This window comes from Sulfitobacter sp. EE-36 (genome assembly GCF_000152605.1).
GTDB lineage: Bacteria > Pseudomonadota > Alphaproteobacteria > Rhodobacterales > Rhodobacteraceae > Sulfitobacter > Sulfitobacter pontiacus.
This window is the reverse complement of sequence record NZ_CH959310.1, coordinates 355,555-381,809: the sequence shown is the minus strand read 5'-3', so window position 1 is coordinate 381,809 and position 26,255 is coordinate 355,555. Positions and strand designations below refer to the sequence as shown.

General features: G+C 57.0%; 21 protein-coding genes and 1 tRNA gene. 15 read left to right on the top strand and 7 right to left on the bottom strand.

Annotation, left to right across the window (positions count from 1 at the left end; translation table 11 throughout):
* The first annotated feature begins 21 nt into the window (after positions 1-21).
* A complete protein-coding gene (locus EE36_RS04465; RefSeq protein ID WP_005849904.1) occupies positions 22-846 on the top strand; it encodes a DUF6473 family protein in 825 nt (274 codons plus the stop codon).
* A gap of 50 nt (positions 847-896) precedes the next feature.
* Here EE36_RS04465 and EE36_RS04460 read toward each other — a convergent pair whose 3' ends face one another.
* From EE36_RS04460 to EE36_RS04435, 6 genes are all read right to left on the bottom strand, one after another.
* Positions 897-1,823: an electron transfer flavoprotein subunit alpha/FixB family protein gene (locus tag EE36_RS04460; protein ID WP_005849902.1), complete on the bottom strand. Its 927-nt coding sequence runs from the start codon at positions 1,821-1,823 to the stop codon at positions 897-899.
* The gene (locus tag EE36_RS04455) at positions 1,823-2,581 is read right to left on the bottom strand and encodes an electron transfer flavoprotein subunit beta/FixA family protein (RefSeq protein ID WP_005849900.1); all 759 of its coding nucleotides are present in this window, start codon (positions 2,579-2,581) and stop codon (positions 1,823-1,825) included. Before EE36_RS04455 ends, EE36_RS04460 begins: the two co-directional genes overlap by 1 nt.
* A gap of 146 nt (positions 2,582-2,727) precedes the next feature.
* A complete protein-coding gene (locus EE36_RS04450) occupies positions 2,728-3,300 on the bottom strand; it encodes a cob(I)yrinic acid a,c-diamide adenosyltransferase (RefSeq protein ID WP_005849898.1) in 573 nt (190 codons plus the stop codon).
* Positions 3,300-3,512 carry a twin transmembrane helix small protein gene (locus tag EE36_RS04445; RefSeq protein WP_107277634.1) on the bottom strand — a complete coding sequence of 71 codons (213 nt, stop codon included), beginning with the start codon at positions 3,510-3,512 and terminating at the stop codon, positions 3,300-3,302. The genes EE36_RS04450 and EE36_RS04445 overlap by 1 nt, the downstream gene beginning before the upstream one ends.
* A 52-nt stretch (positions 3,513-3,564) precedes the next feature.
* The gene (locus EE36_RS04440; protein WP_005849894.1) at positions 3,565-4,392 is read right to left on the bottom strand and encodes an SDR family oxidoreductase; all 828 of its coding nucleotides are present in this window, start codon (positions 4,390-4,392) and stop codon (positions 3,565-3,567) included.
* Between the two features lie 30 nt (positions 4,393-4,422).
* Positions 4,423-5,076, bottom strand: coding sequence for an SH3 domain-containing protein (locus EE36_RS04435; RefSeq protein WP_005849892.1), 654 nt, complete (start codon positions 5,074-5,076; stop codon positions 4,423-4,425).
* Positions 5,077-5,277: 201 nt separating this feature from the next.
* Here EE36_RS04435 and EE36_RS04430 point away from each other — a divergent pair, with 201 nt between their 5' ends.
* From EE36_RS04430 to EE36_RS04420, 3 genes are read left to right on the top strand one after another with little or no spacing between them, the layout of a single operon-like run.
* The gene (locus tag EE36_RS04430; protein ID WP_039911556.1) at positions 5,278-7,599 is read left to right on the top strand and encodes a DNA topoisomerase IV subunit A; all 2,322 of its coding nucleotides are present in this window, start codon (positions 5,278-5,280) and stop codon (positions 7,597-7,599) included.
* Between the two features lie 56 nt (positions 7,600-7,655).
* Positions 7,656-8,915 carry a DUF898 family protein gene (locus tag EE36_RS04425; RefSeq protein ID WP_005849889.1) on the top strand — a complete coding sequence of 420 codons (1,260 nt, stop codon included), beginning with the start codon at positions 7,656-7,658 and terminating at the stop codon, positions 8,913-8,915.
* Positions 8,912-10,006, top strand: coding sequence for a M48 family metallopeptidase (locus EE36_RS04420; protein ID WP_005849887.1), 1,095 nt, complete (start codon positions 8,912-8,914; stop codon positions 10,004-10,006). The genes EE36_RS04425 and EE36_RS04420 overlap by 4 nt, the downstream gene beginning before the upstream one ends.
* Here EE36_RS04420 and EE36_RS04415 read toward each other — a convergent pair.
* Entirely contained in the window at positions 10,003-11,352 is a 1,350-nt protein-coding gene (locus EE36_RS04415; RefSeq protein ID WP_005849886.1) for a cytochrome P450, read from the bottom strand. The two genes, EE36_RS04420 and EE36_RS04415, sit on opposite strands and share 4 nt — an antisense overlap.
* A 127-nt stretch (positions 11,353-11,479) precedes the next feature.
* Here EE36_RS04415 and EE36_RS04410 point away from each other — a divergent pair, with 127 nt between their 5' ends.
* The 11 genes from EE36_RS04410 (at position 11,480) to rpoC (ending at position 26,100) form a co-directional block, all read left to right on the top strand.
* Positions 11,480-12,079 carry a hypothetical protein gene (locus EE36_RS04410; RefSeq protein WP_254655540.1) on the top strand — a complete coding sequence of 200 codons (600 nt, stop codon included), beginning with the start codon at positions 11,480-11,482 and terminating at the stop codon, positions 12,077-12,079.
* Positions 12,080-12,211: 132 nt separating this feature from the next.
* Positions 12,212-13,387, top strand: a complete 1,176-nt coding sequence (gene tuf, locus EE36_RS04405) for an elongation factor Tu (RefSeq protein ID WP_005849852.1) — start codon at positions 12,212-12,214, stop codon at positions 13,385-13,387.
* A 161-nt stretch (positions 13,388-13,548) separates the two neighbouring features.
* Positions 13,549-13,624: transfer RNA gene (locus tag EE36_RS04400), tRNA-Trp, on the top strand.
* A 130-nt stretch (positions 13,625-13,754) separates the two neighbouring features.
* Complete coding sequence (gene secE / locus EE36_RS04395) at positions 13,755-13,952, top strand: preprotein translocase subunit SecE (protein WP_005849880.1); 198 nt, start codon at positions 13,755-13,757, stop codon at positions 13,950-13,952.
* A gap of 205 nt (positions 13,953-14,157) precedes the next feature.
* Complete coding sequence (gene nusG / locus EE36_RS04390; RefSeq protein ID WP_005849878.1) at positions 14,158-14,691, top strand: transcription termination/antitermination protein NusG; 534 nt, start codon at positions 14,158-14,160, stop codon at positions 14,689-14,691.
* A gap of 159 nt (positions 14,692-14,850) precedes the next feature.
* On the top strand, positions 14,851-15,276 hold the full coding sequence (rplK, locus tag EE36_RS04385; RefSeq protein WP_005849876.1) for a 50S ribosomal protein L11: 426 nt from the start codon (positions 14,851-14,853) through the stop codon (positions 15,274-15,276).
* A gap of 1 nt (position 15,277) precedes the next feature.
* Entirely contained in the window at positions 15,278-15,976 is a 699-nt protein-coding gene (gene rplA, locus EE36_RS04380; RefSeq protein ID WP_005849875.1) for a 50S ribosomal protein L1, read from the top strand.
* Positions 15,977-16,374: 398 nt separating this feature from the next.
* Positions 16,375-16,890: a 50S ribosomal protein L10 gene (gene rplJ, locus EE36_RS04375; RefSeq protein ID WP_037941629.1), complete on the top strand. Its 516-nt coding sequence runs from the start codon at positions 16,375-16,377 to the stop codon at positions 16,888-16,890.
* Between the two features lie 75 nt (positions 16,891-16,965).
* The gene (rplL, locus tag EE36_RS04370) at positions 16,966-17,337 is read left to right on the top strand and encodes a 50S ribosomal protein L7/L12 (RefSeq protein ID WP_005849872.1); all 372 of its coding nucleotides are present in this window, start codon (positions 16,966-16,968) and stop codon (positions 17,335-17,337) included.
* Positions 17,338-17,621: 284 nt separating this feature from the next.
* Positions 17,622-21,758, top strand: coding sequence for a DNA-directed RNA polymerase subunit beta (gene rpoB / locus EE36_RS04365; protein ID WP_005849870.1), 4,137 nt, complete (start codon positions 17,622-17,624; stop codon positions 21,756-21,758).
* A gap of 94 nt (positions 21,759-21,852) precedes the next feature.
* Positions 21,853-26,100, top strand: a complete 4,248-nt coding sequence (rpoC, locus tag EE36_RS04360) for a DNA-directed RNA polymerase subunit beta' (protein ID WP_005849869.1) — start codon at positions 21,853-21,855, stop codon at positions 26,098-26,100.
* Positions 26,101-26,255: the final 155 nt, after the last annotated feature.

Below are 26,255 nucleotides of genomic sequence, written 5' to 3'. Positions count from 1 at the left end.
CGGTGGAACAGGGTGAACGGTATGGGCGCTACGGATGATGGCAGGCGGCGGTTGGACTACGCGTTGTGCCGATATGGCACGTCGAAACTATTGTTTCGCGGACCCCTTCGGGGAACTTCCTTGCCCTATGTGGTTTTTGTTGGCGGCACCCAGACGTTTGGCCGCTACGTCGAAACTCCGTTCCCCGCGTTGGTAGAGCTGTCGAGCGGGGTGCCTTGCATCAATTTCGGGTTACAAAATGCGGGTCTGGATGTGTTTCTACATGATGCCGAAGTCATGAAAATTGCCGCCGGGGGGCATGTGACCGTGGTGCAAGTGTTGGGCGCACACAACATGTCGAATCGGTATTATTCAGTACACCCTCGTCGAAACGACAGATTTATCGCACCGTCGAAACTGCTTTGCTCCATCTACCCCGAGGTTGATTTTGCGGAGTTTCATTTCACACGCCACCTATTGGAAGCGCTCAAGCAAGTCTCGCCCACTCGGTTCGCGATGGTGGTGCGTGAGCTTCAGCAGGCCTGGATCGCACGGATGACCCTGCTGCTTGGCCGGATGACGGGACCATGCGTGCTGCTTCACCTTGGTCCCGAAAAGCCCACGCGGGACATGGGGGCGCGGGCTCGTGCGGGGCCTCTGTTCGTGACCAAAGCTATGGTTTCTCAGGTGAGTCGACTGGCGGCCGGGGTGGTATATGTGACACCGTCGCTCGCGGCCATGTCCGAGGGGACGGCGGGGATGGTGTTCCCCGCAATAGAAAAAGAGCGGGCGTTACAGCTCCCCGGCGTTCGGGCACATCAAGAGATTGCGAAGGCGGTCACGCAAACGATTGAACACCTGAAATAGAAAAAGGCCCGCAGGTGATTGCGGGCCTTATCCATGAAAACCTTAAAGGCTTACAGTTTCTCGATCAGCTCGGGAACGGCTTCGAACAGATCGGCCACCAGACCATAGTCCGCAACCTGGAAGATCGGCGCTTCTTCGTCTTTGTTGATGGCGACGATGATCTTGCTGTCTTTCATGCCGGCCAAGTGCTGGATCGCGCCGGAGATACCAACCGCCACATAAAGCTCGGGCGCGACAACCTTACCGGTCTGACCAACTTGCCAGTCGTTCGGAGCATAGCCCGAATCAACGGCAGCGCGCGAAGCGCCAACAGCGGCACCCAGCTTGTCAGCCAGCTTTTCGATCAAGGCGAAGTCTTCTTCGGAGCCAACGCCACGGCCGCCGGAAACAACCACGCCAGCCGATGTCAGCTCGGGGCGATCGCTTTCTGCAACGTGGTCTTCAACCCAGGAAGACAGGCCGGGATCTGCCGCAGCGGATACCGTCTCTACAGAGGCGGAGCCACCGTCGCCCGCGGCGTCAAACGTCGTGGTGCGGAAGGTGATGACCTTTTTCGCATCCGAGGATTTGACCGTCTGGATCGCGTTGCCCGCATAGATGGGACGTTCGAACGTGTCGGCGTCGACAACACCGGACACATCGGACAGCAACATGACGTCAAGCAACGCTGCAACACGTGGCATCACGTTTTTAGCGTCTGTGGTCGCTGGCGCGGTGATGTGGTCGTAATCACCGGCGAGCGATACGATCAACGCCGCCGTGGATTCCGCGAGGCGGTGGCCAAGGGTCTCATCCTCGGCGACCAGAACTTTGGAAACACCGTTGATTTTCGCAGCCGCTTCGCCCGCCGCAGCGGCGGAACCACCAGCGCAGAGAACAGTAACATCACCAAGCATCTTGGCCGCAGCAACGGCTTTGGATGTCGCGTCAAGTGCCAGTTCGCCATCAGTTACTTCTGCAAGGAGTAGAACAGCCATTACACAGCCCCCGCTTCTTTAAGTTTCGCAACCAGTTCATCGACCGACTCGACCTTGATGCCCGCAGCACGTTCTGCTGGCTCAGCCGTCTTGATGATTTCCAAACGGTTGGAAACCTCGACGCCATAATCGGCAGGTGTCTTTTCATCCAAAGGCTTTTTCTTTGCCTTCATGATGTTGGGTAGCGACGCATAGCGTGGTTCGTTCAGGCGGAGATCCACAGTCACGACTGTAGGCATGGAAACCTTAATAGTCTGCAAACCACCGTCGACTTCACGTGTAACAACAGCGCTGTCGCCATCGATGTCGACTTTGGAGGCGAAGGTCGCTTGCGACCACCCCAGCAGAGCGGACAGCATCTGACCAGTGGCGTTCATGTCGTTGTCGATCGCCTGCTTACCGCAAAGAACAAGGTCGGGCTTCTCTTCTTCGACGACGCCTTTCAGAATTTTGGCAACGGTCAAAGGCTCGATATCGTTGTGCACATCGTCGGCGGCCACGATCAGAATCGCGCGGTCCGCGCCCATTGCCAGCGCCGTGCGCAGTGTTTCCTGCGCCTGTTTTACGCCGATAGAGACGACCACAACTTCTTCGACCTGGCCGGCCTCTTTCATGCGGATCGCTTGTTCGACGGAAATCTCGTCAAACGGGTTCATCGACATCTTTACGTTGGCAAGATCAACACCCGTGCCGTCCGCTTTGACGCGTACTTTCACGTTGTAGTCGATCACGCGCTTTACAGGTACCAGTACCTTCATGAGCGTTCTCTCTCCTCAGTTGACGATCCGGGCCGGTTCGGCCCCGATCATGTGAACTCTTCGTCGGTGTAACGAAGCAATCGAATGCAAAACAGTCAAAAATAGTAATTTATTGTCTTTCGACGCGGCGTTTCTGACTGACGGCCTTAGCGATTTGCCCCGGGCACCCATAATACATCGTCCTTACCGCCGTTATTTGAAGCCCTCGCCGCGACGAAAAACCAATCGCTTAGCCGGTTCAGATATTTGACGGTGGCCGGATTTATAGAATCTCTGCCTGCCAGGTGCACCGCAAGCCGTTCGGCGCGGCGAGCAACTGTCCGGCACACGTGCAAATGCGCGGCAAGTGCGGTGCCGCCGGGTAGAATAAAGCTTCTCAGCGGGGATAGATCAGCGTTCATCACGTCGATCTCACGTTCAAGCCTGTCGACCTGCTCCGCCGCGAGGCGCAGAGGCGGGTATTCGGCGTCTGCATCCGCTTCCATATCGGGGCGGCACAGGTCAGCGCCCAGGTCGAACAGGTCGTTCTGGATACGCGACAGCGCGGCGTCGGTTTCGCCTTTCGCTTCAAGCCGCGCGACACCAACAAAACAATTCAATTCGTCGGATGTGCCGTATGCCTCGACCCGCAGGTCGTGTTTGGCCACACGGTCCCCGTTCCCCAACGCGGTTTCGCCTTTGTCGCCGGTGCGGGTGTAGATTTTATTAAGAACAACCATCAGCCAGCGTCCTTTCGCAGGTACACATATATGACGATGAGAACGACAGCGATGAACTGTGCGATGATGCGCATGCGCATAAGTTTATTTGAATTGCGCTTATTGAATTCTCCGCCACCAGCGAAGCCCCCAAGCCCAAAAATCAATACGACAACCACCGCAATCACGGCAACGACGGTCAGGATATATAACGGATCAGCGAACATAAGCATCCTTTGTGTTGCTGAAAGATGTAGCGGGGTCATGCAGTAGCGCAACCCGAATTTATCGAGAGAGCACCCAGTCTAGGGCACGTGTTGGTAAAATACGCTTTAAAATGCCCGAGATGCGCGTCGGCGTCGTGACATAATACCGCGGCCGTGGGCGGTCGGCCTCCAGCGCATGGACAAGCTTGTCAACGACTGCTTGAGGTGGAAGCTCGAACCTGTCGGGTCCTCTCGCAGTGTAAAGCCTGTCTAACAACGCGCTTTCGTATTGCGCCTTTCGGGCAGAGCTTTTCCAATCGATCCAACGCTCGAAGTGCGGGATAGAGTTCGCGCGGATGTTGGATGTAATGGGCCCGGGCTCGATCAGGGTCACGTGGATGGGGGTGTCGCGCAGCTCAATACGAAGCGTGTCCGTTAAGCCTTCCAGCGCGAATTTCGTAGAATTGTAAGCGCCACGCCACGGCATTGTGACAAGACCCAGGACGGACGAGCATTGGATAATGCGTCCGTGACCCTGTGCCCGCATCACAGGGATGATCTTGCGCGTAAGCTCGTGCCAGCCGAAGAAATTGCTTTCGAATATCTCGCGCAGCGCGTCTGTGGGAAGGTCTTCGACGGCACCGGGTGTCGCATGGGCACCGTTGTTATAAAGGGCATCGAGCGTGCCACCGGTTTGCTCAAGTACATGATCCAGCGCAGTGGCGATGCTACTGGCATCCGTATAGTCGAGCTGGGGCGCATCAAATCCTTCGGCGGCTAGCCTCTCGCAATCGCGCGTTTGGCGGCACGAAGCGAAAACCCTCCAGCCGCGTTCGCGCAATGCATGCGCAGCGGCGTAGCCGATCCCGGAGGAGCAGCCGGTAATTAAAATTGTACGTTGTTGCATTAACTGTTGTCTCGGGAGTTGTTGAGTAGTTTACCCGTTCGACAACAGGAAATCGGCCATCCAGCCCTCTGGCCCGCCGTCTACGGGACGCATCTTTACCCATCCATCGCCGTTATCCTGAATAATCTCGACCGAATCGCCGCGACCTAGCTTGCTCACGACCTGAAACTCGGTACCAGGGCCACCACGGACATTCACACGGTTGCCGGATACAGAACGAATATCCGCTTCGCTGCTCAGGTTCGTTTCAGCACGGGCTTCTACGATCGCGGCACCGCTGTCGTTCGGAACGATCAAGCTGGGAATAATTGCTGGCGTGTCCGCCCCGTTCGCCGCGATATTCTGGGCGACAGGCACATACGATACGTCAGTCGCAGCACCGGTGTCCGCCGTATTCAATGCGGTGGTGAGGGTGACAGAAACACGTTCGGCATCATCAGCTTGCGCGGTGCTTTCAAAACCCGGCGGGGTCGTATCAACCGGAGCCGTCGCGACCGCCGGGATGACCTTTGCCGTCTCGACTGGTTCGTTTGAGGTTTCAGCGGTGATTTCGTTCTCCTGTGCTGGCATTTGGTCTGCATTCGCAGCCATCCGAGCGCTCGCGGGTTGAAAATCGGCCCCGCCGCTCATCTCGTAGAATGCCCAACCAAGAAACCCGAAGGTTAACAAAATAAACCGCTTCATCACACATTCCTCGAAATAGCAGACAGCCTAGACCCGCAGCAGGTCTCCCCAAGGCTGTAATATCAAGTATAACATAAAATGCTGCCTAATCGTTCCAATATGTTTGCAAAGTTGCATGACAGAGACACCGCACGCCGTGCTGGGGCGCTGCGCCCCAAACAGTCGCTTGCCGCGTCTCGCGGCCTTGGCTAAACAATGAAGATGTCAGATGTAACCACCCCCGCCGATCCAGATTCTCGCAATTCGTCAGAGCCTTTGCGCCGTGCATTGGGCGACCGGTATCTGACCTATGCGCTGTCTACTATTATGCACCGCGCGCTGCCCGATGCGCGCGACGGGTTAAAGCCCGTTCACCGTCGGATTCTATTCGCGATGCGTGAACTGAGGCTTAACAGCACCGGGGGATTCCGGAAGTCTGCGAAAATTTCTGGCGACGTGATGGGGAACTATCACCCGCATGGCGACGCTGCGATTTACGATGCGATGGCGCGTCTCGCGCAAGATTTTAACGTGCGTTATCCGTTGGTTGACGGGCAGGGGAACTTTGGCAACATCGACGGGGATAACCCCGCTGCGAGCCGATATACCGAAGCGCGCATGACCGCCGTGGCCGAGGCCATGCTGGAAGGTCTGAATGAAAATGCTGTCGATTTTAGAGAGAATTACGACGGCACACTGACCGAGCCTGCCGTTCTGCCCGCGCAGTTCCCGAACCTTCTGGCAAACGGGTCGTCGGGTATCGCTGTTGGCATGGCCACCAACATCCCGCCGCATAATATCTCGGAACTGGTGGACGCCTGTATCCACCTGATCAAAACGCCCGATGCCCGCGACGATACCTTGCTCAAATACGTTCCCGGTCCCGATTTTCCGACCGGCGGTATTATCGTTGAGCCCCCTGAAAACATTGCGAACGCCTATCGTACGGGTAAGGGCGGTTTCCGTCTGCGCTGTCGGTGGGAAACCGAGGATCTGGGGCGCGGTGCTTGGCAAATTGTCATCACTGAAATTCCCTATCAGGTGCAGAAATCCAAGCTGATCGAAAAGATCGCAGAGCTTATTCAGACCAAGAAGATTCCGATTCTGGGCGATGTACGCGACGAATCGGCCGACGATATTCGCCTGATCATCGAGCCGCGTTCCAAGAACGTCGATCCCGAGGTCCTGATGGGGATGCTGTATCGCAGCTCTGATCTTGAGGTGCGATTCTCGTTGAACATGAACGTCTTGATCGACGGGGTGACGCCTAAAGTATGTTCGATGAAGGAAGTGCTGCGCGCGTTTCTTGATCACCGGCGCGAGGTGCTTCAGCGGCGCTCGACCTACCGGATGGAGAAGATCGACCACCGCCTAGAGGTCTTGGAAGGTTTTATCGTCGCGTTTCTTAACCTCGATCGCGTGATCGATATCATTCGCTATGACGAGGACCCGAAATCGGCGTTGATGGCCGAGGATTGGGGTAAGGATCACGTGCGCGCGATGGACGAGGCGAGCTATGTACCGCCAGCGCCCTCCGCTGAGAACTCGCTATCCGAAGTCCAAGCGGACGCGATTTTGAACATGCGCCTGCGGTCGTTGCGCCGGTTGGAAGAAATCGAGCTGCTGCGCGAGCAAGCCGCCTTGATGGAGGAGCGCTCGGGCCTCGAAGATCTGCTGGAAAACGAAGGAACCCAATGGGATACGATCATCGACCAGCTGCGCGAGACGAAAAAGCAATTCGGCAAGGACTGGTCGCTGGACGGTAAGAATATCGGTCGTCGTAGAACGAGCTTCTCCGAAGCCGGCGTGATCGAGGAAGTCCCGCTGGAGGCGATGATCGACCGCGAACCGATTACGGTTGTCTGTTCGCAGATGGGCTGGATCCGTGCGATGACGGGACATATCGATCTGAACCGCGAGTTGAAGTTCAAGGATGGGGACGGACCCCGCTTTATTTTCCATGCAGAGACAACAGACAGGCTGCTGGTCTTCGGGTCGAACGGGCGCTTTTACACGGTGTCTGCATCGACCTTGCCCGGCGGGCGCGGCATGGGGGAGCCATTGCGGTTGATGGTGGATCTGCCCAACGAAGTTCAAATTGTCGATATTTTGATCCACAAGGCGGGGCGCAAGCTCTTGGTGGCTTCCTCGGCCGGGGATGGATTTATCGTGCCGGAGGATGATGTTCTGGCGCAGACCCGCGGCGGTAAACAGGTGCTGAACGTACGCGGCGACGCGAAAGCAATGATTTGCGCGCCGGTGACCGGCGATGCCGTTGCCGTTGTGGGTGAAAATCGCAAAGTCTTGGTGTTCGGCTTGGACGAGCTTCCCGAAATGGGGCGCGGCAAAGGTGTGCGGCTGCAAAAGTACAAAGACGGGGGCATGTCAGATGCGATCACGTTTAGCCGCGAGAACGGGCTAAGCTGGCAGGATCCCGCGGGACGGACACGCACCGAAGCTGACCTGACCGAATGGACTGGCAAGCGCGCGACAGCGGGGCGCATGGCACCGCGTGGGTTCCCGCGTGATAACCGCTTCGGTTGATCGCAAGCGACGTGAGTGACGCCGAGCTGTCATACCCCAGTGGTTCGGCACCCGCGATGTCGGTTCAATTCGTCGGGGGGCGCGGCGCGCTCTTTTGGTTGGCGTTCAAAACTGGTTTTCTCACGATTATGACGCTTGGGTTCTACCGGTTCTGGATGAAGACCCGTTTGCGGCGATGGTATTGGTCTGCAATCCGGCCGGGCGGGCATCCGATGGAATACGTCGGCGATCCGATTGAAAAGCTATTGGGCTTCTTCATCGCCGTTGTGATCCTCACCTTCTACATCGGAATCATTAATCTGATTCTGATGTTCGTCAGCTTCTCGGTGTTTTCGAGCGCGACCTTAGGGTACTTCGCAGCAGGATTCGGGGTTGTTCCTTTGTGGTTCTATGCCCGATATCGTGCGCGACGGTACGTCTTGGGACGGACGCGATGGCGCGGGGTGCGGTTTGGCCTTGATAAAGGTGCATGGGGGTATGTCTGGCGCGCTATGCTGCATTGGCTGGTCACCATTTTCTCGCTGGGGCTGCTATGGCCACGTATGACCTTCTACCTTGAAAAATACACGACGGACCGCACCTTTTTCGGGTCGGCACAGCTGCATCAAGGGGGGCGTTGGGGCATGCTCTATCGTGCCGCGATTCCGTTTGCTTTGTTCACCTTGCTGCTTCTTGGTAGTGTGGCTTACGCGTACATATCTGCCGCGTCTCAGACTTTCGACACGTCGGGCTTCGCCTCGCAGATGCTCGAAACGCTGGCTGACGGGCAGGGCGCAGCATTTTCTATGCAAGGCGCTTGTTGGTTGCTCCTTTTCCCCGTGAGCTTGCTAGGCATGGTCTACGGTGCAGTGCACTATCGCTTTGTTTCGAAAAGAATAATGGCAAACCACAAGACAGCGAATGGTATCGCCATAACGTCGAGGCTAAGCGCACCGCGTATCGCGTTCATCTACGTTTTCGGCAGCTTTATCGCATATTCCGTCCTCGTTCTGGGGGTGTTTATGCTAGTGTTAGGGGCATTTGTCGTCATTGGACCAAGCGCCTTTATGGGGTTTGATTTGGGGATCGACATTGAAACGCTTCCGATCCCGCGGGCTTTGGCGATCGTGGTGTTGGCGGGTTTTTACCTCTCGGTCTTTTTGATGTGGAACGTTTGCTACAACACATTCGTCACCTTTCCGTTAATGCGTCACATGGCCAAAACCTGTGCGCTTCCGCGGTATGACGGTTTGCAAAGCATCAGCCAGTCGGGGCGGGATGACTTCGCCGAAGCCGAAGGGTTTGCAGAGGCGTTGGACCTGGGAGCCGCGATATGAGCGTCGGGTTTAACGGCATGGGGGCGGCATATTTTGATGGTGATCATCCGGTTGCCGAAGATGTCAGCCTGCATATTGCGAACGATAATCTGCAGATTGGACTGGATAGCGAAGATATTATCTTCTGGCGGCTTGGCGATATTCGGTTGGTGCCCGATCAGGCGCGTGGGAAAGACTATACCCTGCGCTCGGTTACCGATCCGCTGGCGCGGCTTATCGTTGCGGATAAGACGCTGCTACAACACCTTCCTGCTGCTCGGCGTCCTGCGCGGGCCCGAGGGCGACGCAGGTTGTTCGCTTGGGCGATGGCAGCTGTCGCGGCCGTTCTGCTTCAGATTGCAGTGCTGGTGCCATTTCTGGCGGACCGCTTGGCGAATTTCATCCCACCGGCAGGAGAGGCCGCCTTGGGTGAGGCGACATTGGGCCAGATTCGCAGGGCCTTGGACGAAACCGGCATGCAGCCCCTCGCCATTTGCGACGCCTCGGCGGGCGAAGCGGCGCTCACCAGCATGATCACCGCGCTTAACGCGGGCGAGGGGGCAGTGCAGGATTTGAATGTCCTCGTGCTGGACCACCCGATGGTTAACGCTTTTGCGCTGCCCGGCGGGATTGTCGTGCTGTTCGACGGGCTGATCCAGCAAGCCCAGTCCCCGGATGAGGTCGCCGCTGTGCTGGCGCATGAAATTGGTCACGTTGTCAGTCGAGACCCGACACGCCACGCGTTGCGGTCCGCCGGATCGATTGGCGTGTTGGGGCTTTTGTTCGGTGACTTCGCAGGCGGAGCCGTGGTGTTGTTTCTGGCAGAGCGTTTGATCAGCGCGACCTATACCCAGCAGGCCGAAACAGAGGCAGACGCGTTCGGACATAAACTTCTGGCAACTGCGGGCGTGTCTCCGAAAGCGATGGGGGCCATGTTCGAGCGCATGCGCCAGACCCAAGGCGAAGCGAACCCGTTGATGGCCCATTTCCTGAGCCATCCATCCTTCGATGACCGTATCGCCGCAGCGCAAAATGCGGCGCACGCGCAGTCTGAATACTCAGCTATTGTCGACGCGGACGCCTGGGGCGACTTGCGGCGGATTTGCGACTAGGCAGGCGTTGCGGTTAACCATACTCCGCCTTCGGGGCGAAGGGTCAGGATCATAACCGGTTCAGGGCTTTTCCCGGCGACCGGTGTGAAACGAAACCGCGAAAGCAAGGTCGCAAGGATGATCACCGCTTCTTGCTGCGCAAAGGACGCGCCGATGCAGATACGCGGGCCATCGCCAAAGGGCAGGTAGGCGTATCGGTCGATCGCTTTGCGATCTTTGAAACGGTCGGGATCGAAAACGTCGGGCTGATCCCAAAGCTGCTGATGGCGGCCAAGCGCGTAAATCGGCACCATGACAGTATCGCCGGGCCGAACTTCCCTGCCGCATAAGGTGTCGTTTCTCTGCGCGGTGCGTGAAATCACCCCCGCCGGCGGGTACAGGCGCAGGGTTTCGTCGATAATTTGGCGGATGTATGGTAGGTTTTCGACGTCTGCACCCGTCGCCGCGCGCCCCTGCAGCACGGTTTGCGCCTCGGCGCGGGCTTTCTGCTGCACGGCCTGATCAAAGCCCATCAGATAGAGCGCCCAAGACAGGGTAAGGGCCGTCGTCTCATGCCCTGCGACGATGAAGGTTAACAGATTGTCCCGTAGCTCGGCCGTATTCATCTGACGCTTGGTCTTGGGGTCGGTGCCATCAAGGAGAAGATCCAGGAGGTCCGGCGTATCGCTGGGCCCCCGTTCGGCCCGCGCATCTATCGCGCCGTCGGCAATGCGTTTCATATCTTTCAAGGCGCGGCCCGACATCGCCCGTCCTGGGCGCGGAAGCCAGTCTGGCAAGCCAAGAATATCGAAAAGGCTCAGTTTTCCGGCCTCTGCAATATAGTCGTCAATGGCGCGGTGCACGGCGTCGCGGTCAAACCCGCCGCCGCCCGAGAATGTGACATCCGAGATGACGTCGAATGTCGACGTGACCATCTCGTCCAGCATATTGATGGCCCGCGGGCCAGCGGCGGCGATCCGGTCGGCCGACCTTTGCGCTGCTGCGGTCATGATGGGCGACAGGTTCAGCATATTGCGGTGTGAAAAGGCCGGTGCCACCGCGCGGCGTTGCCAGCGCCAATGCGCACCCTCTGCAATGAAAAGGGAGTCTCCGATCGCGGGGCGCAAAAGGTTTTTTGTCACCAAGGATTTGGGGTAGTCGTCAACCCGATCCAACAGCATCTCGCGGATGGCAGTCGGGTCCATAACCATGTGCCAACGCTTGCCCATTTTGCCCGAGACCATCGGCTGTTTGACAGCTATTTCAGGAATAATGCTAAGCACATTACGGCGCGCCATCGCAAGGCTGCGAAGCAGGCCTAGGGGTTGGTTAACCAAGGCCACGCGGGCGGGCAGGGGGCGATCCATGGCAATTATCCTTCATCAGACGGATATAGGTTAGCACGCCTCCCGGTGCGTGCCACTTTAGCAAACGTTGCACCCTATTCAGCCTTAGGGTATCGCAAAGGGCATAAATGCGCCGAGGAGGCATGAAATGGTTCGAATTTTATCCGCTTTGATCAGTATCGTGGTCCTTTCTGCGTGTAACGGGGCATCCGACCTCGACAAGCCGGCGGTGCCTTTGGGTGACTTTAATCTCTACCACAACATCGTTGTCGCGCCGAAGGTACAGAAACTGCCGATCAGCCGCGAAGTCAGTGAAGAGGTGCTGACCACGGCCGTCAAAGACGCCATCGCCGAACGCTTTGACCGCTATGAAGGCACGCGCAATTACCACTTTGGCGTCAGTGTCGAAGGCTATGTTCTTGCCCCTCCGGGTATTCCGCTTGTGCTTGCGCCCAAGTCGATCATGATCCTGAACCTTACCGTTTGGGACGACGCCGCCGGTAAGAAGCTTACGGACGAACCGCACCAGATCACCGTTTTCGAATCCCTTGATCAGGGGCCTATCGTGGGGTCTGGCTACACCAAGACTGCTGAAGAACAGCTTAAGAACCTCAGCCAGAATGCGGCAAAGTCGATCGAGAACTATTTGGTCAAGCAAAATAAGGCCGAAGGCTGGTTCGAACGCCCGGCGGACGCGGTCATCGAGCGCGCAGAAATCCCCTCTGCGCCGGCGGTAACAGCGAACTAGTGCGCATTTACATGAATTCTGCGGCGGTGTGAGGCGAACAGGTGCTTGATTTTATGCGCCAGACCCAATACATCGCCCGCCAGATAGGTTTGGGTCTGGGTTCAGGCCCTCATTAATATAAAGGGCTGCTCCATGGCTAAGGCAAAGTTTGAACGTAATAAACCACACGTTAACATCGGTACCATTGGTCACGTTGACCACGGCAAAACCACGTTGACCGCGGCGATCACCAAGTACTTCGGCGACTTCCGCGCCTATGACCAGATTGACGGCGCGCCCGAAGAAAAAGCACGTGGCATCACCATCTCGACCGCACACGTTGAGTATGAGACCGAAGGTCGTCACTACGCCCACGTCGACTGCCCAGGCCACGCTGACTATGTGAAAAACATGATCACCGGTGCGGCGCAGATGGACGGCGCGATCCTGGTTGTGAACGCTGCTGATGGCCCCATGCCACAGACCCGCGAGCACATCCTGCTGGGCCGTCAGGTCGGCATTCCCGCCATGGTTGTCTACATGAACAAAGTAGACCAGGTGGACGATGAAGAGCTGCTGGAACTGGTTGAAATGGAAATCCGCGAACTGCTGTCTTCCTACGACTACCCAGGCGACGACATCCCTGTGATCCCAGGTTCCGCTCTGGCGGCGATGGAAGGCCGTGACGAGAACATCGGCGAGAACTCCATCCGCAAGCTGATGGAAGAAGTCGACAACTACATCCCGACACCAGAGCGCGCTGTTGACCAGCCGTTCCTGATGCCTGTGGAAGACGTCTTCTCGATCTCCGGTCGTGGTACAGTTGTGACCGGCCGTGTTGAGCGTGGCGTGATCAACGTTGGCGACGAAATCGAAATCGTCGGCATCCGCGACACAAAGAAAACCACATGTACCGGCGTTGAAATGTTCCGCAAACTGCTGGACCGTGGGGAAGCTGGCGACAACATCGGCGCCCTGCTGCGCGGTATCGACCGTGAAGGCGTTGAGCGTGGTCAGGTTCTGTGTAAGCCAGGTTCGGTTAAGCCGCACACCAAGTTCACAGCCGAAGCCTATATCCTCACCAAGGAAGAGGGTGGCCGTCACACGCCGTTCTTCGCGAACTACCGTCCACAGTTCTACTTCCGGACCACAGACGTCACCGGTACCGTTCAGCTGCCAGAAGGCACTGAAATGGTTATGCCTGGCGACAACCTGCAGTTCGACGTCGAGCTGATCGCCCCCATCGCGATGGAAGACGGTCTGCGCTTCGCGATCCGCGAAGGCGGTCGTACCGTTGGCGCGGGCGTGGTTTCCAAAATCACCGAGTAAGCCAACCCGCGGGTCACCCCGCGCACCGGCAACAAGACGAAGGCCGCTCCCAATCGGGGCGGCCTTTTTCGTGGCTTGGAGGCGGGCGACATTATTCCTGCGCAATGCGTCTATCTGCCCTTGATCCCCCAGCGAATATCGACTACCTCACCACTCGGCATAGGGGTTTAGCTCAGTTGGTAGAGCATCGGTCTCCAAAACCGAGGGTCGTGGGTTCGAGTCCCTCAGCCCCTGCCAATCTCAACACATGTGAGAACGCGCACTTTGGTGTACCAGCTTCGCCAGTAGGCGAGCTTGATATGAAGCCTTGAATTCAGCGCTTTTGACAGATACATCCCCACAATCGTTCGTATACAGGAAAACCGACATGGCCACAGTCAACCCGCTTCAGTTCATCCAGCAAGTGCGTTCCGAAGTATCCAAGGTCGTCTGGCCCACCCGTCGCGAGGTCATGCTCACCACGGTTATGGTGTTCATTCTTGCCGCGTTGACAGCGGTGTTCTTTGCGATCGTCGATATCCTCATCCGTGGCGGGTTGCAGTACATCCTGGCCGCCTTCGGCTGATCCAGGGGCGCGGCACCTTAAAACGCCGTGGCCCTCTTGAAACATGTGCGATTGCGGGCTATCCCGCAGACCTGATCAAGAGGGGCGTGCGGCGATTCGTGTTGCGCGCCGATTTTTTGTTCACCGCCGGCATGTTGCGACAGGCTGGTTTTTACGAGAATTAGATGTGGCCGTTGCTGCATCACAAGACAGGGACCAAGTTCAGATGGCGAAAAGATGGTATTCGGTCAGTGTTTTGTCGAACTTCGAAAAGAAGATTGCCGAGCAAATCCGCACCACGGTCGCCGAGCAAGAGCTTGAGGACCAAATCGACGAAGTGCTGGTCCCCACCGAAGAGGTGATCGAGGTCCGGCGCGGCAAGAAAGTTACGACAGAGCGTCGCTTTATGCCCGGCTATGTGCTGGTTCATATGGAGATGTCCGATCGCGGCTATCACCTGATCAACTCGATCAACCGCGTCACCGGTTTCCTAGGGCCGCAGGGCCGTCCGATGCCGATGCGTGACGCCGAGGTCACCGCGATCCTGGGCCGCGTCCAAGAGGGCGAAGAAGCACCACGCACGCTGATCCACTTCGAAGTGGGTGAGAAGGTCAAAGTGGCGGACGGCCCGTTCGAAGACTTCGACGGTATGATCGAAGAGGTCGACGACGAGAACCAGCGCCTCAAGGTGTCGGTGTCGATCTTTGGCCGGGAAACACCGGTCGAATTGGAATTCACTCAGGTCAACAAGCAGGTCTGAGCGATTGGCGGGGCGACCCGCCATACGGTGGCAACACCGTTCGTTTGTGGGAGGGGACAGCGGCGCGCCGCCCAACCGCACCACGCTAGCAAGCGGCCACATCGCGATGTGGTTGTATAGGGTGAACGAAAGTTCACCGACATTAAAAGGAGAAGGCCAATGGCCAAGAAACTCGTCGGTACGATGAAGTTGCAAGTTAAAGCGGGTCAAGCGAACCCATCCCCACCCGTCGGCCCCGCATTGGGTCAGCGCGGTATCAACATCATGGAATTCTGTAAGGCGTTCAACGCCAAGACAGCGGACATGGAGCCAGGTGCCCCTTGCCCGACCGTGATCAGCTACTATCAGGACAAGTCCTTCACCATGGACATCAAGACGCCTCCCGCGTCCTACTACCTGAAGAAAGCTGCCAAGGTTAACTCCGGCGCGAAAACACCAAGCCGCGAGACCGTCGGCACCGTGACCACCAAGCAACTGCGCGAAATCGCAGAAGCCAAAATGGCCGATCTGAGCGCTGTGGATGTTGAATCCGCGATGAAAATCATTCTGGGCTCTGCCCGCTCCATGGGCATCGAGGTTAAGTAAGATGGCAAAACTCGGAAAACGCACCCGCGCCGCACGCGAAGCATTCGTAGGCAAAGAAGATCTGACCGTTGAAGAAGCAGTCGCCCTGATCAAAGCCAACGCAACCGCAAAATTTGACGAAACCATCGAAATCGCGATGAACCTCGGTGTTGACCCGCGTCACGCCGACCAAATGGTTCGCGGTGTTGTCGGCCTGCCAAACGGCACCGGTAAATCCGTTCGGGTTGCTGTATTCGCCCGTGGCCCCAAGGCTGACGAAGCACAAGCAGCAGGTGCCGACATCGTTGGCGCCGAAGACCTGATGGAAGCTGTCCAAGGCGGCAAGATCGACTTTGATCGCTGCATCGCGACACCTGACATGATGCCCATCGTTGGTCGTCTTGGTAAGGTTCTCGGCCCACGTAACCTGATGCCAAACCCAAAAGTCGGCACAGTTACAATGGACATCAAAGAAGCTGTTGAAGCTGCTAAAGGCGGTCAGGTTCAGTTCAAAGCTGAAAAAGGCGGCGTTGTGCATGCTGGCATCGGTAAACTGTCCTTTGACGAAGCCAAGCTGGTTGAAAACGTACGTGCCTTTGTTGGCGCTGTATCCAAAGCCAAGCCTACCGGCTCCAAGGGTGCCTACATGAAAAAGATCGCGCTGAGCTCCACAATGGGCCCAGGTGTGACTGTAGAAGTCGACAACGCTGTAACCGAGTAAGGTCCAGCGATAGGCGCAGCCCTGCGTCTGCGATCAGATCCCCGCATTGGTCATCCGATGCGGGGATTTTTTATGCGGAAACCGGCCGGATAAACGCGGTTTGATGGTGTTTGAAACAGATTAGCCTAAAGTCGGCGCAAGAAAGTCGAGTTTCCCCTTGGCATTCCGCGCTGCATTCCCTAAGAAGCCCTCGATTCACTATGCATCGCATGGTGAGTCTTCTGTCCGAGACGAAGGGTGGCGCAAGCCTTAATTCCTTTCTGAGATGGGAGATGCAAGAATTACCGTTCGCGTAAGCGTGGGGCTATTTTGGCTTATTCCCGTAAAATGGACCAAGACTGTTCGCGTAAGCGGACTTAATTGAGCCGGGGGGTAACCCCCAGATTTGGAGTGAAACTGTGGATAGAGCCCAGAAAGAACAGTTGGTCGAAGAGCTCGGCCAAATCTTCGAAAGCTCTGGCGTCGTTGTGGTAAGCCACTACGTCGGCCTGACAGTTGCTGATATGCAGGACCTTCGTGCGCGCGCTCGCGCTGCGGGCGGGGCCGTGCGTGTTGCCAAAAACAGGCTCGCCAAAATTGCCCTAGACGGAAAGCCATGCGAAAGCATTGCAGATCTCCTGACGGGTATGACCGTTCTGACCTATTCCGAAGACCCCGTGGCAGCTGCCAAGGTCGCTCAGGAATTCGCTAAAGAGAATCAAAAGTTTGTCATTCTCGGCGGCGCAATGGGTGAGAACGCACTGGATGTCGCCGGTGTTGAAGCCGTGTCCAAGATGCCTTCGCGGGAGGAGCTTATCTCCACCATCGCGGGTATGCTGGGCGCACCTGCTTCCAACATCGCCGGGGCCATTGGCGCACCTGCAAGCAACATCGCTTCCATCTTGTCCACCATCGAGGACAAGGCGGCTGCGTAAAGCAATATCGTCAAGCTGGCGCAGGGTTGAACACTCGCGTTGGAACACACATATCGTTAACGGAAAGAGCTAAACATGGCTGATCTGAAAAAACTGGCAGAAGACATCGTTGGTCTGACACTGCTGGAAGCACAAGAACTGAAAACCATCCTCAAAGACGAGTATGGCATCGAGCCCGCAGCTGGCGGCGCAGTGATGATGGCTGGCCCTGCCGATGCAGGCGCGGCTGCTGAAGAGAAAACTGAATTCGACGTCGTTCTGAAGAACGCCGGCGCATCCAAAATCAACGTGATCAAAGAAGTTCGCGGCATCACCGGTCTGGGCCTGAAGGAAGCCAAAGACCTGGTTGAAGCTGGCGGCAAGATCAAAGAAGGCATCGACAAAGCCGAAGCCGAAGACATCAAAGCCAAGCTGGAAGCAGCTGGCGCAGAGATCGAACTGGCCTAAGCCATTAGATCTGGGTGCTGTTTTTGCTTGATGAAAGCAGACCGAAGTTTGTAAAGCTTTGGGTAAGCCCATAAAAATTAAGGCTGGACGGGGAATTCCCTGTCCAGCCTGATCTGTTTTGAAAAGTATTTCGCGCGAAATGCTTCTCTGGATAGGTCCTAGTGGTCGGAAGAGGTACGGTGGGACGTGCCTCAAGAATTGATCAGGATTTACCGCTCTTATGGGCGCGCATCACGGCCCCGGTGATGGCGAGCTCGGCAAGAGATACGAAAGGTGACAGACACATGGCGCAAACCTTCCTTGGCCAGAAACGTCTACGTAAATACTATGGCAAAATCCGCGAAGTGCTGGAGATGCCGAACCTGATCGAGGTTCAAAAATCCTCTTATGATTTGTTCCTGCGCTCCGGCGATGCGGAAACACCGACAGACGGTGACGGCATCCAAGGCGTGTTCCAGTCGGTTTTCCCGATCAAGGACTTCAACGAGACGTCGGTGCTTGAATACGTCAAGTACGAGCTCGAAAAACCCAAATACGATGTCGAGGAATGTCAGCAACGTGACATGACCTACAGCGCGCCTTTGAAGGTGACGCTGCGCCTCATCGTATTTGATGTGGATGAAGACACCGGTGCGAAATCGGTAAAAGACATCAAAGAACAAGACGTGTTCATGGGCGACATGCCCCTGATGACGCCAAACGGTACCTTTGTTGTGAACGGTACAGAGCGTGTTATCGTATCCCAGATGCACCGTTCGCCCGGCGTTTTCTTTGACCACGACAAAGGCAAAACCCACTCTTCGGGTAAGCTGCTGTTTGCTTGCCGCATCATCCCATACCGCGGGTCGTGGCTCGACTTCGAATTCGACGCCAAAGACATCGTGTTCGCGCGCATCGACCGTCGCCGTAAGCTGCCTGTAACAACGCTGCTCTACGCGCTTGGCCTTGACCAAGAAGCGATCATGAACGCGTATTACAACACCGTGAACTATACGCTGAAAGACGGCGAAGGCTGGGTTGCTCCTTTCTTCCCAGACCGTGTGCGGGGCACACGTCCATCGTATGATCTGGTTGACGCCGCGACAGGCGAGATCCTGTTCGAGAAGGGCAAGAAGGTTACACCTCGTGCCGTGAAGCAGTTGATCGACGAAGGCAAAGTGACAGAACTGCTGCTGCCCTTCGGTCACATCGCGGGCAAATTCGCCGCGCGTGACATCATCAACGAAGAAACCGGCGCGATCTATGTCGAAGCGGGCGACGAGCTGACGCTCGAGCACGATAAAGACGGCACGCTCATCGGCGGTACAGCGAAAGAGCTGATCGACGCGGGCATCACCGAGATCCCACTTCTCGACATCGACAACATCAACGTCGGCCCCTACATGCGTAACACCATGGCGGCAGATAAGAACATGAACCGCGACACCGCGCTCATGGACATCTACCGTGTGATGCGCCCGGGCGAGCCGCCCACAGTCGAAGCCGCGTCGAACCTGTTCGACACGCTGTTCTTTGATGCGGATCGCTATGACCTTTCCGCGGTTGGCCGCGTGAAGATGAACATGCGTCTTGCGCTCGACAAAGAAGACACGCAGCGCACGTTGGACCGTGACGACATCGTCGCCTGTATCAAGGCGCTGGTTGATCTGCGTGACGGCCGTGGCGACATCGACGACATCGACCACCTTGGGAACCGTCGTGTACGCTCCGTTGGCGAGCTGATGGAAAATCAGTACCGCGTCGGCCTGCTCCGGATGGAGCGTGCGATCAAGGAACGTATGTCCTCGGTCGAGATCGACACTGTCATGCCCCAAGACCTGATCAACGCGAAGCCGGCGGCTGCCGCGGTACGTGAATTCTTCGGCTCCAGCCAGCTGTCGCAGTTCATGGACCAAACCAACCCGCTGTCCGAGGTGACGCACAAGCGTCGTCTGTCCGCGCTTGGGCCAGGTGGTCTGACACGCGAACGTGCCGGCTTTGAGGTGCGTGACGTTCACGCGACCCACTACGGTCGTATGTGTCCGATTGAAACGCCCGAAGGTCCGAACATTGGTCTGATCAACTCTTTGGCAACATTCGCCCGCGTAAACAAATACGGCTTTATCGAAACACCCTACCGTAAAGTAACGAACGGTGTTGTTTCCGATGACGTGCAGTACATGTCCGCGACCGAAGAAATGCGTCACACCGTGGCGCAGGCGAACGCGAACCTTGATGAGAACATGAAGTTCGTCAACGATCTGGTGTCGACACGGAAATCCGGTGACTACACGCTGTCGCCTTCCGAGAATGTCGATCTGATCGACGTTTCGCCGAAACAGTTGGTCTCGGTCGCTGCGTCCTTGATCCCGTTCCTTGAAAACGACGATGCGAACAGGGCCTTGATGGGCTCGAACATGCAACGTCAGGCGGTGCCTTTGCTTCAAGCCGAAGCACCACTGGTGGGGACAGGTATCGAAGAAGTCGTCGCACGGGATTCCGGTGCTGCCTATATGGCGAAACGCGGTGGTATCATCGACCAAGTCGACGCCAGCCGTATCGTTATCCGCGCCACCGAAGATCTTGAATTGGGCGACGCGGGTGTAGACATCTACCGCATGCGCAAGTTCCAGCGTTCGAACCAGAACACCTGCATCAACCAGCGTCCGCTGGTGAAAGTGGGCGAGACGGTTCAAAAGGGTCAGGTTATCGCGGACGGTCCATCGACCGATATGGGTGAACTGGCGCTTGGTAAGAACGTGGTCGTCGCGTTCATGCCCTGGAATGGCTACAACTACGAAGACTCCATCCTGATCTCTGAACGTGTATCGCGTGACGACGTGTTTACCTCGATCCACATCGAGGAATTCGAAGTCGCCGCCCGTGACACAAAGCTGGGGCCAGAGGAAATCACACGCGATATTCCGAACGTCGGTGAAGAAGCGCTGCGCAACCTCGACGAGGCGGGCATCGTGTACATCGGCGCGGATGTTGAACCCGGTGACATTCTCGTCGGCAAGATCACTCCCAAGGGCGAAAGCCCGATGACGCCAGAAGAAAAACTGCTGCGCGCCATCTTCGGTGAGAAAGCCTCGGACGTGCGCGATACGTCGCTGCGTGTGAAGCCCGGTGATTTCGGTACCGTTGTTGAAGTCCGCGTGTTCAACCGTCACGGCGTTGAAAAAGACGAACGTGCGCTGCAGATCGAACGTGAAGAAGTCGAACGTCTGGCCCGTGACCGGGACGACGAACTTGGCATTCTTGACCGCAACATCTACGCGCGTCTGCAGTCGATGATCATCGGCAAGACGGCTGTCAAAGGCCCGAAAGGCGTCAAGGCAAACTCTGAAATCACCGAAGACCTGCTGGCATCCTTGTCGCGCGGTCAGTGGTGGCAGTTGGCTTTGGCCGACGAAGATGATGCCAAGATCGTCGAAGCCCTGAACGAGCAATACGAGATCCAGAAACGGACCTTGGATGCACGTTTCGAGGACAAAGTCGAAAAAGTCCGTCGTGGTGACGATCTGCCCCCGGGTGTGATGAAGATGGTCAAAGTCTTCGTCGCGGTGAAGCGCAAGCTGCAACCGGGCGACAAGATGGCCGGTCGTCACGGCAACAAAGGTGTTATTTCCAAGGTTGTACCGATGGAAGACATGCCGTTCCTCGCGGATGGTACGCCGGTCGACTTCTGTTTGAACCCGCTGGGTGTTCCGTCGCGTATGAACGTCGGTCAGATCCTTGAAACCCACATGGGTTGGGCCGCACGTGGCCTGGGCATCAACATCGACGAGGCGCTGCAGGAATACAAACGCTCCGGTGATCTGACACCTGTGCGCGAAGCAATGCACCACGCCTATGGCGACGATGTCTACGAAGAAGGCATCTCGGGTATGGACGAGGAAACATTGCTGGACGCCGCCAAGAACGTTGCGCGCGGTGTCCCAATCGCCACGCCGGTTTTCGATGGTGCCAAGGAAGCGGATGTGAACGACAGCCTGACACGGGCCGGTTTCGACAGCTCCGGTCAGTCGGTACTGTTTGATGGCCGCACAGGCGAGCAGTTTGCGCGTCCGGTGACCGTCGGCGTGAAATACCTGCTGAAACTGCACCACCTTGTGGACGATAAAATCCACGCGCGTTCAACTGGTCCATACTCGCTGGTCACCCAGCAGCCATTGGGCGGTAAAGCGCAGTTCGGTGGTCAGCGCTTCGGTGAGATGGAGGTCTGGGCTCTGGAAGCTTACGGCGCTGCATACACCCTGCAGGAGATGCTGACTGTGAAATCGGATGACGTGGCCGGACGGACCAAGGTCTATGAAAGCATCGTCAAAGGCGAAGACAACTTCGAAGCCGGTATTCCGGAATCGTTCAACGTACTTGTGAAAGAGGTACGCGGTCTTGGCCTGAACATGGAACTCCTGGATGCGGAGGAAGACGAGTGAGGCACGCGCCGGGGTTTTCATAAACCCCGGACCGTTTCCCGAAGCAGGAAACACCTCACTCTCTCCGCTTTCGAGACTTATCTAAGGATTTAAGATGAACCAGGAACTGACAAACAACCCGTTCAACCCCGTCGCGCCGATGAAGACGTTCGACGAAATCAAGGTCTCTCTGGCATCGCCAGAGCGGATACTGTCGTGGTCGTTCGGTGAAATCAAGAAACCCGAGACCATCAACTACCGGACGTTCAAGCCAGAGCGTGACGGCCTGTTCTGCGCGCGTATTTTTGGCCCGATCAAAGACTACGAATGCCTGTGCGGCAAATATAAGCGCATGAAGTATCGCGGCGTTGTCTGCGAGAAATGTGGTGTCGAAGTCACGCTGCAAAAGGTCCGTCGCGAGCGTATGGGCCACATCGAGCTGGCGTCGCCTGTTGCGCACATCTGGTTCCTCAAGTCGCTGCCATCGCGCATCGGCCTGATGCTGGACATGACCCTGCGCGATCTGGAACGTGTTCTTTACTTTGAAAACTACGTTGTGATCGAACCCGGTCTGACGGATCTCACCTATGGTCAGATGATGACCGAGGAAGAGTATATGGACGCGCAGGATGCCTATGGCATGGACGCGTTCACCGCCAATATCGGTGCCGAAGCGATCCGCGAAATGCTAGCCGCCATCGATCTGGAAGCCGAAGCGGACCAGCTGCGTGCCGATCTGAAAGAGGCGACCGGCGAACTGAAGCCCAAGAAGATCATCAAGCGTCTGAAAGTCGTTGAATCCTTCCTCGAGTCCGGCAACCGGCCCGAGTGGATGATCATGACCGTCATTCCGGTGATCCCGCCAGAGCTGCGCCCGCTGGTGCCGCTGGACGGTGGCCGTTTCGCGACGTCGGATCTGAACGACCTGTATCGCCGCGTGATCAACCGGAACAACCGCTTGAAGCGTCTGATCGAACTGCGCGCGCCTGACATCATCGTCCGCAACGAAAAGCGGATGTTGCAGGAATCCGTCGATGCCTTGTTCGACAACGGCCGTCGCGGCCGCGTCATCACTGGTGCAAACAAGCGCCCGCTGAAGTCGCTGTCCGACATGCTGAAAGGTAAGCAAGGTCGCTTCCGTCAGAACCTTTTGGGTAAGCGCGTCGACTTCTCCGGTCGTTCGGTCATTGTGACCGGCCCCGAACTGAAGCTGCACCAGTGCGGTCTGCCCAAGAAGATGGCGCTCGAGCTGTTCAAGCCGTTTATCTACTCGCGTCTTGAAGCCAAAGGTCTGTCTTCCACTGTGAAGCAAGCCAAGAAGTTGGTTGAAAAAGAGCGTCCCGAAGTGTGGGACATCCTCGACGAAGTGATCCGCGAACACCCTGTCATGCTGAACCGTGCGCCTACCTTGCACCGTTTGGGCATTCAGGCGTTCGAACCGGTACTGATCGAAGGTAAAGCGATCCAGCTTCACCCGCTGGTCTGCTCCGCCTTTAACGCTGACTTTGACGGCGACCAAATGGCTGTGCACGTGCCGCTTTCGCTGGAAGCACAGCTGGAAGCACGCGTCCTGATGATGTCGACCAACAACGTTCTGTCGCCTGCAAACGGCGCGCCGATCATCGTTCCGTCGCAGGATATGATCTTGGGTCTGTACTACACGACCCTGGAACGCGAAGGCATGCCGGGCGAAGGCATGGTGTTCGGCTCTGTCGAGGAAGTCGAGCATGCGCTTGGTGCCGGTGCGATCCACCTGCACTCCAAGATCAAGGCGCGGATCAAACAGATCGATGCCGAAGGCAACGAGGTGATGAAGCGTTACGACACCACGCCGGGCCGTATCCGCCTTGGCGCGTTGCTGCCGCTGAACGCCAAAGCGCCGTTCGATCTGGTGAACCGTCTGCTACGTAAGAAAGAAGTGCAGCAGGTCATCGATACGGTCTACCGCTACTGTGGTCAGAAAGAATCCGTTATCTTCTGTGACCAGATCATGACCATGGGCTTCCGTGAAGCTTTCCGTGCCGGCATTTCCTTTGGCAAGGACGACATGCTGATCCCGGAAACCAAGTGGACCTTGGTGGACGAAACGCGCGAGCAGGTTAAAGACTTTGAACAGCAGTACATGGACGGCCTGATCACTCAGGGTGAAAAGTACAACAAAGTCGTCGACGCCTGGTCCAAGTGTAACGACAAGGTCACCGACGCGATGATGGGGGCCATTTCGGCCGAACGTCGCAACGATGACGGCGCGGTGATGGAGCCGAACTCGGTCTACATGATGGCGCACTCCGGTGCCCGTGGCTCGGTCACACAGATGAAACAGCTGGGCGGGATGCGCGGTCTGATGGCGAAGCCGAACGGCGACATCATCGAGACTCCGATTATCTCGAACTTTAAAGAAGGTCTGACCGTTCTGGAGTACTTTAACTCCACCCACGGTGCCCGTAAGGGTCTGTCGGATACCGCCTTGAAAACAGCGAACTCGGGTTACCTGACCCGTCGTCTGGTGGATGTTGCGCAGGATTGTATCGTTCGTATGCATGACTGTGGCACCGAAACCGCGATCACGGCCGAAGCGGCTGTGAACGATGGTGAGGTCGTCTCTTCGCTGGCGGAACGTTTGTTGGGTCGCGTTGCGGCGGATGACATCCTTCGCCCCGGGACCGACGAAGTGTTGGTGCCTGCGCAGACTGTGATCGACGAACGTCTGGCTGACATCATCGACGAAGCGGCTGTTCAATCCGCACGGATCCGCAGCCCGCTGACCTGTGAGGCCGAAGAGGGCGTCTGCGCCATGTGCTATGGTCGTGACCTTGCACGCGGTACGCTGGTGAACCAAGGCGAAGCTGTCGGCATTATCGCTGCTCAGTCGATCGGTGAACCCGGCACGCAGCTGACCATGCGTACATTCCACATTGGTGGTGTTGCGCAGGGTGGCCAACAGTCCTTCCTCGAGGCATCGCAGTCCGGTAAGGTTGTGTTCGAGAACGCTCAAACCCTTGAGAACGCCGCAGGCGAGATCATGGTAATGGGCCGGAACATGAAGCTTGCCATCGTCGATGATAACGGCGACGAGCGCGCCAGCCACAAGGTTGGCTACGGGACCAAGCTGTTCGTCAAGGAGGGTCAGTCGATCCTGCGCGGCGACAAGCTGTTCGAATGGGACCCCTACACGCTGCCGATCATCGCGGAGAAATCCGGTATGACCAAGTTCGTCGACCTGACGTCGGGGATCGCGGTCAAGGATGAAACCGATGATGCAACCGGTATGACACAGAAGATCGTGATCGACTGGCGTGCAGCACCCAAAGGCAATGAGCTGAAGCCGGAAATCATTCTGGTGGATGCCGATGGCGAGCCGGTCCGCAACGATGCGGGCAACCCGGTGACCTACCCAATGTCCGTTGATGCCATTCTGTCCGTTGAGGACCAGACTGAAATCAAGGCCGGTGACATCGTTGCGCGTATCCCGCGTGAAGGTGCCAAGACCAAGGATATTACCGGTGGTCTGCCACGTGTTGCTGAACTCTTTGAGGCACGTCGCCCCAAAGACCACGCGATCATCGCCGAGATCGACGGGTACGTCCGCTACGGCAAGGACTACAAAAACAAGCGTCGTATCTCGATCGAGTCGTCCGAGGATCCGGATCACAAGGTCGAATACATGGTGCCTAAGGGTAAGCACATCCCCGTTGCGGAAGGTGACTTTGTCCAGAAGGGTGACTACATCATGGACGGCAACCCTGCGCCGCATGACATCCTCGCGATTATGGGTGTCGAAGCGCTGGCTGACTACATGATCGACGAAGTGCAGGATGTTTATCGTCTGCAGGGCGTTAAGATCAACGATAAGCATATCGAAGTGATCGTGCGTCAGATGTTGCAGAAGTGGGAAGTCCAGGACAGCGGTGATACCACCCTGTTGAAAGGCGAACACGTCGACAAGCAAGAGTTCGACCAGGCCTGTGCCAAAGCGCTGTCCAAAGGCGGACGTCCTGCGCAGGGCGAACCGATCCTGCTGGGGATCACCAAGGCGTCGCTGCAAACCCGCAGCTTCATCTCGGCGGCGTCCTTCCAGGAAACCACACGCGTTCTGACCGAAGCATCGGTCCAGGGTAAGCGCGACAAGCTGGTTGGCCTGAAAGAGAACGTCATCGTGGGCCGTCTGATCCCAGCCGGTACCGGTGGTGCGACGCAGCAGATGCGCAAGGTTGCGACAGATCGTGACAACGTGGTCATCGAGGCCCGTCGCGAAGAAGCCGAAGCCGCAGCACGTCTGGCCGCGCCCGAGCCTACAGCCGACGATGTCGTTGGTGGCGATGTTTTCGACAACGTCCCCAGCGACGACGAAAGCCGCAGCTAAGCCTAGGCTTGATAGCTGACGAACAGAGCCCCCGCCGAGAGATCGGCGGGGGTTTTTCGTTGTGGGGTAGGGGGATGAAATAGCGTCGAAATTTTGCGCAGGTGGGCTGGTTTTCCACCGCGGCTTGCGCCAATGATAAGCCAACCTAACAAACT